This window comes from Caproiciproducens sp. LBM24188, from assembly GCF_054130445.1.
This window is the reverse complement of sequence record NZ_CP196862.1, coordinates 2168834-2183569: the sequence shown is the minus strand read 5'-3', so window position 1 is coordinate 2183569 and position 14736 is coordinate 2168834. Positions and strand designations below refer to the sequence as shown.

Here is a 14736-nt window from a genome sequence, read left to right as displayed (position 1 = left end):
GTTTCTCTAAAACAGAGAAAATAAGGGGGTAAAATTATCCATAGCCAAGGGAAAACATCCTATTCCACTTTATGGATTTTTATTTCATAAAAGGAAATCATGAGGTATTTCGTTGACATTCAGTTTACCATTGCTAATTTTCACTGTCAATGCGATGGGAGAAAATGTTCCTTTCCAATTTTTGCATCGCGACCTGTCCTGAACTTATGGACTTCCATAACTTGGGTTATACTATTTTCAAAATGAATGATCCTGAGATTAAAATGTAAAGAGGAAAGACAAATGACAACGTTTAATGAGCTATATAACCGACTGGTAAAAGCCTCGGTGGAAAATAAATTGCCGGAGGAGCTTGAAAAACTGAGGCAGGAAGAGTTCGACCCTCATCATTTAGACTGCCTTCTGAATCCGGAACTGCATCCGCCGGTGATCCGCATTGGGGACTGCACCTGTTCGGACAATGAAAAAGCCGCCTGTGCGGGGAAATGCCTGTTTGAAGCGCTGTACCGTGACAAGTCGGGAAATGTAGCCATCAATAAAGACCTTTGCGTAGGGTGCTCGCAGTGCGTAGAAAACTGCCGCGCCAAGAAACTGACGGAAAGTAAGGAGATTCTTCCAACTCTTGCCGCGGTGCATGATGCCAAAGCACCTGTTTATGCCATGATTGCGCCCGCATTCATTAACCAGTTCAGCCCGGAAGTTACGCCGGGCAAGCTGAGAAGCGCTTTCAAAAGGCTTGGCTTTGCCGGAATGGTGGAAGTGGCGTTGTTTGCCGATATCTTGACCTTGAAGGAAGCCCTTGAATTTGACAAGAATATTGTCAACGAAAAGGATTACCAGCTGACCAGCTGCTGCTGCCCCATGTGGATTGCCATGATCCGCCGTGTATACCACGAACTGGTTCCGCATGTCCCGGGTGCGGTGTCGCCCATGGTGGCCTGCGGCCGGTCCATTAAAGCGCTGTATCCCGATGCAATTACCGTTTTTATTGGCCCCTGCCTTGCCAAAAAAGCAGAGGCCAGGGAAAAGGACATTTCCGATTCTACAGATTTTGTGCTGACCTTTCAGGAGATGCAGGATATTTTTGATTTCGCAGGCATTAATCTGGCGGAAATGCCGGAGGACGAGCGAGACCATTCCTCCCGAGCCGGCCGCATTTATGCAACCACCGGTGGTGTGAGCGAGGCGGTTCAAAAGACGGTGAAACGTCTGAACCCACACCGTACAATTACGGTCCGCGCTGCGCAGGCGGACGGCGTTCCCGCTTGCAAAACCATGCTGAATGATGTGATGGAAGGAAAAATTACGGCGAACTTTATTGAAGGTATGGGCTGTGTGGGCGGCTGCGTGGGCGGACCGAAACGTCTGATTCCCAAAGAAGAGGGGCGCGAGCATGTTTATCGGTATGGGGAAGAAGCCGCGTACCCGACTCCGATTGACAATCCGTACGTTATCGAACTTTTGCATCGCCTTGGGTTCGACACGGTGGAGAGCCTGCTAGAGCACAGTGACATTTTTACCCGGGATTTTTAACGAAGTTTATTTATTCCAATTTCCTCCTATTATTACCTTCCTATCTGTGCTATAATGCTGTTAGATTAATATGGGGGCTACAGAATGGGCTATAAGGAAGAATTCGAGGAAATTTTTCGCACGCATATCGCGCGTGCCGGAAGTGCCGACCTGCTGGAATGGCTGAAAACAACGGACTTTTTCATTGCTCCGGCAAGTACAAAATTCCACTGCGCCTGCCTGGGCGGTTTGGTGCAGCACAGTGTCAGTGTTTATCATGTCATGCGGAACCGGTATTTCGAGCCGGATACGGACAGTGAAGAAAGTTTTGCCATCTGCGGATTGCTGCATGATGTCTGCAAGGCACAGTTTTATAAAGAAAGCGTCCGGAATGTAAAGAACGAGGAAACCGGAGCGTGGGAAAAACGGCCCTATTATACGATTGAAGACAGTTATCCGTTTGGTCACGGGGAAAAGTCGGTCTTCTTAATCGAGCGGTTTATGCGCCTGAAAACGTCGGAGGCAATTGCCATTCGTTGGCACATGGGTGGCTTTGATGAGTCGGTGAAAGGCGGCAGCTTTTCCATCGGCCTTGCCTATCAAAAATATCCCATCGCGGTGAAACTGCATCTTTCTGATCTAGAAAGCACCTACCTCTGCGAAAAAGGGACTTCCGCGGTGAACCGCAAGAAATAAAAAAGAACGGTGCCACATCCGTTATAAGGACTGGATTGCTGGAAAATGAAATGCTATAAAATCGAGGAAGAAACGCTGAGAGAAATTGCTCCTGATTTTGAAACAAGCGCGGTTTGCGTTTGCACGCCGGACGAATTACGACGCCAAACTATGCATTTCGCACTGCATACCATTGAGGAATGTGAGCAGGAGGGGCCTTCCAAGCTGGAGGCCTATGACGGGTACGATTTTATTATACTGAACGTTGCCGATGAGGAACACCGCTTTACCACGAACCGTGTCGGGCTTTATGTAACGCGGACGCGGATTCTCTTCGTTTGCTGCACCCAAAACCGCATCGTACAAGAGGTGTTGGAAACCTTCACCGCAGGGAAGACAGCAAATCTAAATCTTACCCGCATCCTCTACACCTTTTTTCTTCGTCTGACCTACAATGATTCGCAGGAACTGGAAGAGTTTGAGGATGAGATCTCCAACCTGGAAGAGCGCATCATGGAGGACAGAGACGGGCAGTATGTGCGCGACATTATGGATTTGCGTAAAGAGCTTATGTTTTATAAAAAATACTACGAGCAGCTGCTGGACGTGGCGGAAAGTATGGAGGAAAACGAAAACGGTTTGCTGACCTCCAGTTCCCTTCGCTATTTTAAAATGTTCACCTCTCGTGTCAGCCGACTGAACCAACATGTGCTGAACCTGCGCGATTATATCACGCAGGTTCGGGAGGCTTATCAGTCGCAGGTGGACATTAAGCTGAACGAAATCATGAAGCTTTTTACCGTGGTGACCGGAATTTTTCTTCCGCTTACCCTTTTGGTCGGCTGGTACGGGATGAACTTTAAAAATATGCCAGAGTTGGACTGGCCATATGGTTACGGATGTGCCATTCTTCTGTCTGTTTTCTTTGTGGCGCTATCGGTTTTTTACTTTCGGAAGAGGAAAATTTTATAAAAAGGCCGCGCATGTTCTGAAAACATGCGCGGCCTTGGGAATTTTTACTGAATTTCGATCTGACGGCTTGGCGGAAGGGCTGTTTCTTTTTTGGGCAGGCTTAGCTCCAGAACGCCCCTGTCATACCGTGCGGAAATTCTGTCCGCGTCAATATTAGTGATATCGAAGCTTCTGCTGAAAGAGCCATATCTTCTTTCGCGGCGGATGAAGTTGCCGTTGCTGTTGTCGTTTTCCTCCCTGTGCTCCGCAGTCAGGGTCAGGTAGTTGCCTTCTATGTTAATATGAATATCCTCTTTGTTAAAACCCGGCAGGTCGGCTTTGAGTACGTATTTGTCGCCTTGGTCGAGGACATCGGTACGGCACGGATAAAAATCTTTATCCCAGTCTCCGAAGAACTCCTGACTCATTCTGTTAAAGTAGTCAAACATGTTTCTACTTCTTTGTTCAAAAGGAATCAAATCAAACATAGTCAAAACCTCCATTTATAAAATTTTGTTTCCCGCATTTTCGTTTTGGGAGGGCCGTTTTATGGGGCAGCCCTGGACGAAGGCGGAATCTTCAGGAGCTTTCGCTCTCTGTTTACGGTTTTAGTATAGGAATTATTTGTGAACAATATAATAACATAATAAGAACAAACTATTAATTTTAGCATTCAAATAGCTAGAGTGCTAAAATTAACCTACAATGCTTTGAAAGTGCCAAAAACAGCGAGAAAAGCGGAATGCAGTACTGCTTTGTGAAGCAAAGAAGAGCAAGCTCCTCAAGGCGTACCGTATCACTTTATATAGAATATCAATAAATTTCACAAAAATTCTTGACAATGTGGTGCTTTTGCGTTACAATGTTCTTGCAAACATGAAAGCGCTTTCAAGACTAAAACAAAGCGCACTTTCAGTTGTATGGAAAGAATTGGTGATTTTTGTTGGTTCAAATCAGCGATATAGCTAGGATGGCAGGTGTTTCCTGCGCTACTGTTTCTAGGGTGATTAACGGTTCTGCTAAAGTAAGCGAGGAGAAGGCCCGACGTGTGCAGAAAGCTATTCGTGAAACGGGTTTCAAGCCAAACGAAATTGCCCGCTCTCTCTACAAAAAGTCATCTCGGCTAATTGGTTATATAGTCCCTAGCATTTTAAATGTGTTTCTGAATGAAATTGGCCGTGCCATTGAGGACGAAGCTTTCCAAAACGGTTTTAAAATGATTTTGTGTAACTCGGATGAAGATCCGGGAAAAGAAGCCGCCTACATCAATATGCTTACTTCGATGAATGCGGATGGTATTATTATCACCGCAAACAATGAGCATCTGGATGAGGAAATCCGAAATTGCCCGCTTCCGATTGTGGTGCTGGATAAAAATGCCGGAACGCATTATACCGCTTCCGTTCAGTCGGACAATTATACCGGTGGAAAAATCGCCGCGGAGCATCTGCTCGACTGCGGCTGCCGCAGGATTGTGCTGATGCGCGGCCCGCAACAGTACACCAGTACCCAGCAACGTTTTCTGGGGTATGTGGATGCGTGCAACGAACGCGGGGTTCAGCCTCTGTTTTTGAGCAGCCAGTACAGCTATGAAGAAAGCATTCGTAGTTCCCGTGAACTGCTTGAACGTTTTCCGGAAGTGGACGGAATTCTTGCTTCCACAGATATGATGGCAATGTCCCTGTATAAAGTGCTTTGTGAGCAGGGGCGGCGTGTGCCGGACGACGTGATGATAGTCGGATACGACGGCGTAGCGCTCAGCGAACTGATTACGCCGACGCTGACCACGGTGGCCCAGCCGATTGAGGAGATTGGCCGCCTGGCTGCGAAACTCATTATCGAGCAGGTTGCCACAAACAACATTCAGCAGAAGGAAAATATTTTGCCGGTTTCTCTTAAAATTGGGGAAACTACAAAAAGAAAAAATAAATAGAGAAGGATCTTGTTCAATGAGTGAAAATAAAAAAAGAATCTTTTTGATTGTCCTAGACAGTGTGGGCATTGGGGAAGAGCCCGACGCCGCTGAATATGGGGATGCAGGCAGCAACACGTTGGCCGCTTGTGCTTCCAGCAGCTATTTCAACATGCCCAATATGCGCCGACTTGGCCTGTTCAATATTGACGGGGTCAACTGCAGGGAGGGAGTCGAGGCGCCAGAGGCCGCAATTGCAAGGCTCCAAGAGCTTTCCAAAGGTAAAGATACTACCATTGGCCATTGGGAAATCGCTGGAATCCATTCGCCCAAGCCTCTGCCTACTTATCCGAACGGCTTTCCGCCGGAAGTGATTCATGAATTCGAGAAACGGACGGGCCGTCGCGTCCTCTGCAATAAGCCTTACTCCGGAACCGATGTTATTCGCGACTACGGAAAAGAGCATGTGGAAACGGGCGCTTTGATTGTGTATACCTCTGCGGACAGTGTGTTCCAGGTGGCGGCGCATGAATCCGTGGTTCCGGTGGAAGAACTGTACCGTTACTGCAAAATAGCACGTGAGCTGCTTACCGGGGAGCACGGTGTAGGCCGTGTGATCGCCCGCCCCTTTACTGGGGAATATCCGAACTTCACAAGAACTTCCAACCGGCATGACTTTTCCTTGGAACCGCCGCACATTACCATGCTGGATCAGCTGACGGAAAACGGGGTTGACGTTGTTTCCATCGGAAAAATTGTGGATATTTTCGCAGGCCGTGGAATTTCCGAAGCGGTCCGAACGAAAAATAATGCGGATGGCATTGAGCGCACGATTGAATATTTGGGGCACGACTTTAACGGCCTGTGCTTCATTAATCTGGTGGATTTCGATATGGTCTACGGGCACCGGAACGATGTGGATGGCTACGCGAAGGCGCTGACGTATTTTGATGAGCAGCTGCCACGCATTTTGGCGGGCTTGAAGGAGAATGACATTCTCATGATTACCGCTGACCACGGCTGCGACCCTGCGACTCCTTCTACCGACCATTCCAGGGAATATATTCCTTGGCTTGTATACGGAAAATCAGTCAAAGCCGGTGCGAACCTCGGCACACTGCCGACTTTCTCCGACATCGGAGCAACCGTACTGGATTATTTCGGAATATCACCAAAAATTAATGGTACATCACGGTTAAAGCAGCTGTTAAAATAATGATTTGAAATTTGAGAAATTTCGAAAGAGCAGAGTCTTTCAACCGTTTATTGAAAGGATGATCACTATCATGGCAAACGTACCAACTCCCCACAACGGGGCATTACCAGGAGAGATCGCACAAACGGTTTTAATGCCGGGCGATCCGCTGCGCGCAAAATTCATTGCCGATAACTATTTAACGGACGTGCATTGTTTTAACACGGTCCGGAATATGCTCGGCTTCACCGGAAACTATAAAGGAAAACGCGTTTCCGTCATGGGCGGCGGAATGGGTATGCCGTCTGTTGGAATTTACACATACGAGCTTTTCAATTTTTATAACGTGGACAATATTATTCGGATTGGTTCTGCGGGCGGAATCGCTGATAATGTTCATGTGCGCGACGTTGTGGTGGGCATGGGCGCGTGCACCGATTCCAATTACGCGGCTCAGTATTGCCTGCCCGGTACGTTTGCTCCGATTGCCAGCTACGACCTTCTTTCCAAAGCGGTCAAGGCGGCCGAAGAACTGAACGTAAAAACTGTAGTCGGTAATGTGCTTTCCAGCGACGTGTTTTACGGGGACAATGAAAACGCGCTGAAATCATGGAAGAAGATGGGCGTTCTTGCGGTGGAAATGGAAGCTGCCGCACTGTATATGAATGCCGCCAGAGCCGGAAAGAATGCACTCTGCCTGCTGACCATTTCCGACTGTCCGTTTACCGGCGAAGAGCTTTCGGCGGAAGAGCGGCAGACCGGGTTTAAGCAGATGATGGAAGTCGCATTGGCGCTTGCCTAATTTTTTTAAAGCTTGAGGACAATATAAAAAAGGAAAAATCTGTTTGTCAAATGCGGGTAAGTCTTGCAAAATCCCGCCGAAGGTAGTAATATCACATATTGTGGTATAAATAACCCCAAAAAAAATTTAGGAGGAAAATTTATGAAGAAAATTGTTGCACTCCTGCTTGCATCCGTCATGGCGGTATCGGCAACTGCGTGCTCCAACTCATCCACGACTTCCAGTGCGGCAAGTCAGGCGACAAGTGCGGCGGAAAGCCAGGCAGAAGCCTCGTCCACTGCAGCCAAAACAGATTTTAAGGTGGCAATGGTAACGGATACCGGCGGTGTCAACGACCAGTCCTTTAACCAGTCTTCCTGGGAAGGCCTGCAGCAGTTTGAAAAGGATACCGGTGCGAAAGTTAGCTACACCGAATCCAAGCAGGAATCCGACTATGCTACAAACCTTGACAAAGCAGCCGACGATGGCAACAAACTGATCTGGGGCATTGGCTTTGCCATGGCAGACGCGATTACCAACGCGGCTAAAGCAAACCCGGACATCAACTATGCTATCATCGATAACTCCTACGAGAATACTCCTTCCAATGTAACCGGTGTTGTGTTCCGTGCTCAGGAGCCTTCTTTCCTGGTTGGCTACATCGCAGGCAAAACCACCAAGACCAATAAAGTTGGTTTTGTAGGCGGCATTAAGGGCGTTGTCATCGATCAGTTCGAATTCGGCTATCGTGCAGGTGTTGCCTATGCTGCAAAAGAACTTGGTAAGACCATCACGGTTGATTCTCAGTATGCAGAGAGCTTCAGCGATTCTGCAAAAGGCAAGGCAATCGCTTCTAAGATGTATTCCAACGGCTGCGACATCGTGTTCCATGCTGCAGGCAATGTTGGCGTAGGCGTTATTGAAGCCGCTAAGGAAGCAAAGAAACTGGTCATCGGCGTGGATAAGGACCAGTCCTATCTTGCACCGGAAAATGTTCTGACTTCTGCCATGAAGCTGGTCAACAAAGCCATTGAACTCGTTTCTAAGGATGCTTTGGAGGGCAAGCAGATCGGTGGAAAGACCTATGATTACGGTCTTACGGAAGATGCCGTCGGTATCCCGGAAAAGCATGACCTGATGAGCGACGAAACCTATAATGCAGCGATTGCTCTGGAACAGAAGATTAAGGATAAGACGATCACTCCTCCGGCCAACGAACAGGATTTCAAAACGTTTGAAGCAAGCTTGAAGTAATTTTGCAAACCCAATCAAAATCTCTTCATACGCGGGGCGTTCTTCACAGCGCCCCGTTTTGTGTGAAGGGGTGAATCAAGGCAAGGGGGTTTTGTCATGGAGGTCAGCAAGGAATATGCCGTGCAGATGCACGGAATTACCAAATTATTTGGAACGTTTCGCGCCCTTGACAATGTGAATTTGGATGTGAAAAAAGGTTCCATACACGCTATTTTGGGTGAAAATGGTGCCGGAAAAAGTACATTGATGAATGTGCTGTACGGCCTTTATCAGGCAGACGCCGGTGAGATTTACTTAAATGGGGAAAAAGTTGTAATTAAGAATCCGAATGTTGCCATTGAACACGGAATCGGAATGGTTCACCAGCATTTTATGCTAGTCGATAATTTCACGGTTACTCAGAACATTATTCTGGGCACCGAAGTAACAAGCCGGTTTGGCGTATTGGATATGAAAAAAGCACGTGAGGAAATTCTCAACATTGTAAAGAAATACGGGTTGGAAGTAGACCCGGACGCAAAGATTGAGGATATTTCTGTCGGAATGCAGCAGCGTGTTGAGATATTAAAAGCACTTTACCGCGGTGCGGAAATCCTGATTTTGGACGAGCCGACCGCCGTGCTGACGCCGCAGGAGATTGAGGAACTTATCAGCATTATGCACAGCCTCATCGAGGACGGCAAAACGATCATCATCATCACCCACAAACTGAAGGAAATCAAAGCGTCTTCCGACGTTTGCACCATTATCCGCCGCGGGCAGTACATAGATACGGTTCCGGTTGCCGATGTGGACGAGGAAGAGCTTGCCACCAAAATGGTCGGTCACGCCGTAAAGCTTGTGGTGGATAAAACGCCGGCAAAACCCGGCGATGTCGTTTTTGAAATTGATCATCTGACCGTAAAGGACGATCGCGGGTTGGAGGCGGTCAAAGACCTTTCCCTGAAGGTGCGAAAGGGCGAAATCGTCGGTATTGCGGGCGTAGACGGGAACGGCCAGAAAGAATTGGTGGAGGCAATTACCTGCCTGACCCGTTCGGAAAGCGGCACTATTAAAATCAACGGCACGGAAATTCAGAATACCACTCCGCGCAATGTGATTGAACATAAGGTTTCCACCATTCATGAAGACCGTCAGCGGCGCGGACTGGTTCTTCCGTTTACCGTCGCGGAAAATATGGTCATTGAAAAATACCGTACTCCCGAGTTTAAACGGCATGGCATGCAGAACCGTGAAAAAGCGCAGGAATACACCAAGAAGCTGATTCAGGATTATGATATTCGTCCGGCGGGCTGCGAAAACCAGCCGGTGCGCGGGCTTTCCGGCGGAAATCAGCAGAAAGTTATCATTGCGCGCGAAGTTTCCAATGATCCGGATCTTTTGATTGCCGTTCAGCCGACCCGTGGACTGGATGTGGGCGCGATTGAATATGTGCATAAAACCCTGGTCCGCGAGCGGGACGCTGGAAAAGCAATTCTGCTCATCTCCCTGGAACTGGATGAGGTCATGAATGTTTCGGACACCATCGATGTAATTTATGACGGCACCATTGTGGCGGAATACAAGCAGGGCGAAGTGGATGAGAATACCATCGGACTTTTAATGGCGGGAGGCAAGCAGAATGAAAATGCTGTCCAAAATACTTAAAAAGCAGATTACGTCAACCATCATTGCGTTGCTGTTCGGTTTTCTGGTTGCCGCAATCGTGCTTGCAATTGCCGGTTACAACCCCGGACAGGCATTCGGAGCACTGTTTAAGGGAATGCTGTCAAAACCGAAGTACATTTCCAATGTAATTATTAAGGCAACACCGATTATTCTGACCGGGTTAAGCGTTGCGTTCGCCTTTAAAACCGGCCTGTTCAATATTGGCGCAGAAGGCCAGTATGTGGCCGGATCCATTGCGGCGGTTTTGGTTGGCGTAAAGCTGAACCTGCCCGCAGTGATTCAGGTCCCGCTGGTGGTACTGGCGGGTGTACTGGGCGGAATGGTGTTCGGCTCGGTGGTTGGATTTTTGAAAGCAAAGTTCGGAATCCACGAAGTTATCACCAGCATTATGCTGAACTGGATTTCCCTATACCTGTCAAACTTTATTGTGAGTTCGCAGGCTTACCATCTGCCGAATTCCACAAGTACTTATCCGGTCAATGAATCCAGCTACACCATGATTCTTCCGAAGTGGAAGACGTCCGACGCTGGAATGGCAGCATTAAAGCCAAATAAATGGCTGTATGAAATGATGCTGAAAACAGATGTGAATGTTGGAATTGTGATTGCCATCCTGATGGCAGTGGTGATTTGGGTTTTACTGTACCGCTCAAACAAGGGTTATGAACTGCGCGCCGTTGGTTTTAACCGCGACGCCGCAGAGTTTGCAGGAATCAACGTGAACCGCAACATCGTGCAGGCAATGCTCATTGCGGGTGCATTGTCCGGCCTGGCTGGGGCGCTTTCCATTACCGGAATTGCTCCGCATAAAATTTCAACGCTCGCTGCGTTTGAAAACTACGGCTTTAACGGACTTTCCGTTGCAATGATCGCGGGTTCTTCCCCGATTGGATGCGTATTTGCCGGTCTGCTTTTCGGCGGTCTGCTTTACGGCGGCCAGAGCGTTCAGCAGGAAGTCGGCGCGCCGACCGAGATTATCAATATTATGATTGGTACTATCGTCTTCTTTGTCGCGCTGACCAAGGTTGTACCCGCACTTGCGGAAAGACTGGAAAAGAGAGGTGTCGGCCATGCTCAGTAAGTTTTTACTTTTAATCGGAATTACGCTGATGTATTCCACGCCTCTGGTATTCGGCGCTTTGGGCGGCGTAATTTCCGAACGTTCCGGCGTTGTCAACATCGGAATTGAAGGTATGATGACGATGGGCGCGTTTACCGCGGCGGCGGTCAGCTATTACACCGGAAACCCGTGGATTGGCCTTCTTGCGGCCGGTGGGGCCGGTGTGGCAATTGCTTTGCTGCACGCCATTGCCTCGGTGACCTTCAAAGCGGATCAGAACGTCTCCGGTATCGCCATCAATCTTATCGGACCCGGCTTTGCACTCTTTTTCTGCCGGCTCCTGTTTAAGAATGCAACAACCACCCCCCCGGTACAAACGCTTCCCAAGCTGTTTGGCAACAATGCGTTTAACGGAACTCCGGTGGAGAATTTGAATGTTGATATCACGGTCATCCTCGGCCTGATTGTAACGGCAATTATGTGGTTCTATCTCTATAAGACCAAATGGGGCCTTCGCATTCGCTCCGTGGGTGAACATCCCGCCGCGGCGGATACGCTCGGCATCAATGTCAGCCGCACACGTTTCCTGTGCGTTCTGGCTTCCGGTATGCTGGCAGGATTCGGCGGCGCTTCCATGACGCTGGCGATTATTTCCCAGTTCAATCCGACCGCAATCAGCGGCCAAGGCTTCATCGCGCTGGCTGCTGTTATCTTCGGTAAGTGGACTCCGTTCGGTGCTTATGGAGCGTGCCTGCTGTTTGGTTTAGCACAGGCGCTGACGGTTGTGCTTGGCGGCAGCGACAGCGGAATTAATGTTCCGAGCCAGATTCTGGCTATGCTGCCTTATGTGTTGACGATTATCGTACTGATTTTGTTCGTCGGCCGTTCAGTTGCTCCGAAAGAGGACGGCATTCCGTATGAAAAAGGCGTTCGGTAAAGAATTTTTCTAGTTATGAACCCGTCATGCAGCGCTTGAAAGCTGCGAAAAATATCGTCCCGGGCGGCTTCCGGATTGCTTTTATCGGTGGCTGCCCGCAGCAAAAATATCTGGAGGATAAAATGGAACTTCAAAAAATATTGCGTTCGGTTGACCATACTCTGCTGACACAGAACGCCACATGGGCAGAAATCAAGCAGATTTGCGACGACGCCATGAAATATGGCACGGCTTCGGTCTGCATTCCCGCTTCTTATGTAAAGCGTGCGAAAGAATATGTCGGCGATAAAATGGCGGTTTGCACCGTTATCGGTTTTCCGAATGGGTATGCGACCACAGCGACAAAAGTATTTGAAACACGCGATGCCATTCAGAACGGCGCGGATGAAATTGATATGGTCATCAATATCGGATGGGTGAAAGACGGGCTTTACGACCTGCAGCTGGACGAGATCAAACAAATCAAGGCCGCCTGCGGGGATCGAATCTTAAAAGTCATTATTGAAACCTGTCTTCTGACGGACGAAGAAAAGATTAAAATGTGCGAAGTCGTGACCGAATCCGGTGCAGACTTTATCAAAACATCCACCGGATTTTCCACGGCAGGTGCTACCTTCGAAGATGTGGAGCTTTTTGCGAAGCATATTGGGCCAAAGGTTCGGATTAAAGCGGCCGGCGGCATTAAAACCCTTGACGATGCAGAGCGGTTTTTATCGCTGGGTGCTTCCAGACTTGGAACAAGCCGGATTATCAAGATTATCAAGAACGAGGAAGCGCACGGATACTAAGGCGGTTTTGACCAGATATGCAGACTGGATGGTTCTGTACGGAACGGGTTCAGAAAAGGGAAAGGGCGGATTTATCCGCCCTTTCTTAGACCGCAGTCAAGGCGGAAAATGGAATTGGAATTGACCATAGGAATGCTTATATAACAATGGTTTTCGGATAGAAACCAGCCATTAAGGAAGGTGATTTTATGCGGGAAAAAGAACTTGTAGATGCCGCCATTGCCGCACGCAAAATGGCTTATACCCCTTACTCTGGATTTCAGGTTGGCGCCGCTCTGTTGACCAAAAGCGGGAAAATTTATCGGGGCTGCAATATTGAAAACGCCTCTTTAACCCCGACGAACTGTGCGGAGCGAACCGCGTTTTTTAAGGCGGTCAGTGAAGGAGAAAAAGAGTTTGAAGCAATTGCCATCGTCGGCGGAAAAGCGGAGTCTGACATCAGCGATTACTGCCCGCCCTGCGGTGTTTGCCGGCAGGTTATGATGGAATTCTGCGACCCGGACCAATTTCATGTGATTCTTGCGCGGTCGCCGGAGGAGTGGAAGGTTTATACGCTGCGTGATCTTCTGCCGCTTGGTTTCGGAAAGAGTGATCTCGATTAGCGGCATCCAATCGCAACGGATTTACAGGAAGGTGACATAAAAATGAGAATGTATGATATTATTGCAAAAAAGCGTGACGGTGGGGAACTGACGGACGAAGAAATCCAGTTTTTCATTGACGGTTACGTTCGGGGCGAAATCCCGGATTACCAGGCTTCCGCTTTGCTAATGGCAGTTTATTATAAGGGAATGAACGCGCGGGAAACCGCCTCGCTGACCATGAGCATGGCGCGTTCCGGCGAAATGGTTGACCTCTCCTCCATTGACGGCGTAAAGGTGGATAAACACAGCACCGGCGGCGTGGGGGATAAGACCACGCTGATTATCTCCCCGATTGTTGCTTCGCTGGGCGTACGCGTAGCCAAAATGAGTGGTCGTGGGTTGGGCCATACCGGCGGAACCGTCGATAAAATGGAATCCATCCCGGGCATGCAGACTGCGCTGGACCGCGAACGTTTCTTTGACATTGTACGCAAGGTCGGCGTCAGCGTAATCGGGCAATCCGGCAACCTGGTGCCGGCGGATAAAAAACTGTATGCCCTGCGCGATGTGACTGCAACGATTGAAAGCATCCCGCTTATTGCATCCAGTATTATGAGTAAAAAAATAGCTGCCGGTTCCGACTGTATCCTGTTGGATGTTAAGACCGGAAGCGGTGCATTTATGAAGACCACGGAGGATTCCATCCGTTTGGCGCAGGCCATGGTGTCCATCGGGGAACATGTTGGAAGAAAGACCATCGCCCTGATTACGGATATGGACCGTCCGCTTGGAAATGCAATCGGAAATTCGCTGGAAATTTGCGAAGTTTGCGAAACACTGAAAGGCCGTGGCCCACAGGATTTGACGCAAATCTGCCTGGAACTGGCCGCCAATATGCTGTACCTCGCCGGAAAGGGTGACCTTGCAGAATGCCGCAGCATGGCCCGTACCCAGTTGGAAAGCGGCGCGGCCTTTGAAAAGCTCAAAGAAATGGTTGCTGCGCAGGGCGGCGATGTATCCGTCCTGATGGACAACTCGAAATTTGAACAGGCGAAGATCCAGCAGGAGATCCTAGCGAGCAGCGACGGCTATATTTATGCCATGAACACCGAGCAATGCGGTATTGCCTCCGTAGAGCTTGGCGCTGGACGGGAAAAGAAGGAAGACCCCATCGATTTCAGCGCGGGCATTATGCTCCGGAAAAAAGTTGGGGATGCGGTCAAAAAAGGCGAGCCGATTGCCACGTTTTACACGTCGACCGAAGCACGCTGCCGCGATGCGGAAGCCTTGTTCCAGCGTGCGGTGACCATCTCTCCCGAACCTCCGAAGGCCATTCCGATTGTCCACGCGCGCGTAACCCGCGACGGAGTGGAACAGTATTCTGTGTAACGGCCTGAATGGGAAATCATAGTACAGGAA

General features: G+C 49.0%; 14 protein-coding genes. 13 read left to right on the top strand and 1 reads right to left on the bottom strand.

Features of this window, described 5'->3' with window-relative positions:
* Positions 1-282 precede the first annotated feature (282 nt).
* The 3 genes from ACSVDI_RS10355 to ACSVDI_RS10345 all read left to right on the top strand — a co-directional run bounded on the left by ACSVDI_RS10355 (position 283) and on the right by ACSVDI_RS10345 (position 3159).
* Positions 283-1533, top strand: a complete 1251-nt coding sequence (locus tag ACSVDI_RS10355) for a [Fe-Fe] hydrogenase large subunit C-terminal domain-containing protein (RefSeq protein ID WP_457942704.1) — start codon at positions 283-285, stop codon at positions 1531-1533.
* A gap of 84 nt (positions 1534-1617) precedes the next feature.
* Positions 1618-2208, top strand: coding sequence for a hydrolase (locus tag ACSVDI_RS10350; protein WP_457942702.1), 591 nt, complete (start codon positions 1618-1620; stop codon positions 2206-2208).
* Between the two features lie 45 nt (positions 2209-2253).
* Entirely contained in the window at positions 2254-3159 is a 906-nt protein-coding gene (locus ACSVDI_RS10345; RefSeq protein WP_457942700.1) for a magnesium transporter CorA family protein, read from the top strand.
* Positions 3160-3203: 44 nt separating this feature from the next.
* Here ACSVDI_RS10345 and ACSVDI_RS10340 read toward each other — a convergent pair whose 3' ends face one another.
* Entirely contained in the window at positions 3204-3626 is a 423-nt protein-coding gene (locus ACSVDI_RS10340) for an Hsp20/alpha crystallin family protein (RefSeq protein WP_457942698.1), read from the bottom strand.
* Positions 3627-4078: 452 nt separating this feature from the next.
* Between ACSVDI_RS10340 and ACSVDI_RS10335 the strand changes: the two genes are divergently transcribed.
* From ACSVDI_RS10335 to ACSVDI_RS10290, 10 genes are all read left to right on the top strand, one after another.
* On the top strand, positions 4079-5071 hold the full coding sequence (locus ACSVDI_RS10335) for a LacI family DNA-binding transcriptional regulator (protein ID WP_457942696.1): 993 nt from the start codon (positions 4079-4081) through the stop codon (positions 5069-5071).
* A gap of 16 nt (positions 5072-5087) precedes the next feature.
* The gene (locus ACSVDI_RS10330) at positions 5088-6266 is read left to right on the top strand and encodes a phosphopentomutase (protein ID WP_457942694.1); all 1179 of its coding nucleotides are present in this window, start codon (positions 5088-5090) and stop codon (positions 6264-6266) included.
* Positions 6267-6336: 70 nt separating this feature from the next.
* Positions 6337-7047, top strand: coding sequence for a purine-nucleoside phosphorylase (gene deoD, locus ACSVDI_RS10325; protein ID WP_457942692.1), 711 nt, complete (start codon positions 6337-6339; stop codon positions 7045-7047).
* 141 nt (positions 7048-7188) lie between these two features.
* Positions 7189-8280, top strand: a complete 1092-nt coding sequence (locus tag ACSVDI_RS10320) for a BMP family ABC transporter substrate-binding protein (RefSeq protein WP_457942691.1) — start codon at positions 7189-7191, stop codon at positions 8278-8280.
* A gap of 96 nt (positions 8281-8376) precedes the next feature.
* Positions 8377-9927: an ABC transporter ATP-binding protein gene (locus ACSVDI_RS10315; RefSeq protein WP_457942690.1), complete on the top strand. Its 1551-nt coding sequence runs from the start codon at positions 8377-8379 to the stop codon at positions 9925-9927.
* Positions 9902-11029 carry an ABC transporter permease gene (locus ACSVDI_RS10310; protein WP_457942689.1) on the top strand — a complete coding sequence of 376 codons (1128 nt, stop codon included), beginning with the start codon at positions 9902-9904 and terminating at the stop codon, positions 11027-11029. The genes ACSVDI_RS10315 and ACSVDI_RS10310 overlap by 26 nt, the downstream gene beginning before the upstream one ends.
* Positions 11019-11945 carry an ABC transporter permease gene (locus ACSVDI_RS10305; protein WP_457942687.1) on the top strand — a complete coding sequence of 309 codons (927 nt, stop codon included), beginning with the start codon at positions 11019-11021 and terminating at the stop codon, positions 11943-11945. Before ACSVDI_RS10310 ends, ACSVDI_RS10305 begins: the two co-directional genes overlap by 11 nt.
* 122 nt (positions 11946-12067) lie before the next feature.
* On the top strand, positions 12068-12733 hold the full coding sequence (deoC, locus tag ACSVDI_RS10300) for a deoxyribose-phosphate aldolase (RefSeq protein ID WP_457942686.1): 666 nt from the start codon (positions 12068-12070) through the stop codon (positions 12731-12733).
* Between the two features lie 188 nt (positions 12734-12921).
* Positions 12922-13335 (top strand): cytidine deaminase, encoded by a 414-nt coding sequence (locus ACSVDI_RS10295; RefSeq protein ID WP_457942685.1) that lies wholly within the window; start codon positions 12922-12924, stop codon positions 13333-13335.
* Between the two features lie 42 nt (positions 13336-13377).
* Entirely contained in the window at positions 13378-14706 is a 1329-nt protein-coding gene (locus ACSVDI_RS10290; RefSeq protein WP_457942683.1) for a pyrimidine-nucleoside phosphorylase, read from the top strand.
* Positions 14707-14736: the final 30 nt, after the last annotated feature.

Excerpts from the sequence above, each read along its gene's own strand:
- ACSVDI_RS10320 (WP_457942691.1), top strand. The coding sequence starts at position 7,189 with ATGAAGAAAATTGTTGCACTCCTGCTTGCATCCGTCATGGCGGTATCG.
- ACSVDI_RS10310 (WP_457942689.1), top strand. The coding sequence starts at position 9,902 with ATGAAAATGCTGTCCAAAATACTTAAAAAGCAGATTACGTCAACCATC.
- ACSVDI_RS10305 (WP_457942687.1), top strand. The coding sequence starts at position 11,019 with ATGCTCAGTAAGTTTTTACTTTTAATCGGAATTACGCTGATGTATTCC.
- ACSVDI_RS10340 (WP_457942698.1), bottom strand. The coding sequence starts at position 3,626 with ATGTTTGATTTGATTCCTTTTGAACAAAGAAGTAGAAACATGTTTGAC.
- ACSVDI_RS10355 (WP_457942704.1), top strand. The coding sequence starts at position 283 with ATGACAACGTTTAATGAGCTATATAACCGACTGGTAAAAGCCTCGGTG.
- ACSVDI_RS10345 (WP_457942700.1), top strand. The coding sequence starts at position 2,254 with ATGAAATGCTATAAAATCGAGGAAGAAACGCTGAGAGAAATTGCTCCT.
- ACSVDI_RS10290 (WP_457942683.1), top strand. The coding sequence starts at position 13,378 with ATGAGAATGTATGATATTATTGCAAAAAAGCGTGACGGTGGGGAACTG.
- ACSVDI_RS10330 (WP_457942694.1), top strand. The coding sequence starts at position 5,088 with ATGAGTGAAAATAAAAAAAGAATCTTTTTGATTGTCCTAGACAGTGTG.
- ACSVDI_RS10350 (WP_457942702.1), top strand. The coding sequence starts at position 1,618 with ATGGGCTATAAGGAAGAATTCGAGGAAATTTTTCGCACGCATATCGCG.
- deoD (WP_457942692.1), top strand. The coding sequence starts at position 6,337 with ATGGCAAACGTACCAACTCCCCACAACGGGGCATTACCAGGAGAGATC.
- ACSVDI_RS10315 (WP_457942690.1), top strand. The coding sequence starts at position 8,377 with ATGGAGGTCAGCAAGGAATATGCCGTGCAGATGCACGGAATTACCAAA.
- deoC (WP_457942686.1), top strand. The coding sequence starts at position 12,068 with ATGGAACTTCAAAAAATATTGCGTTCGGTTGACCATACTCTGCTGACA.
- ACSVDI_RS10295 (WP_457942685.1), top strand. The coding sequence starts at position 12,922 with ATGCGGGAAAAAGAACTTGTAGATGCCGCCATTGCCGCACGCAAAATG.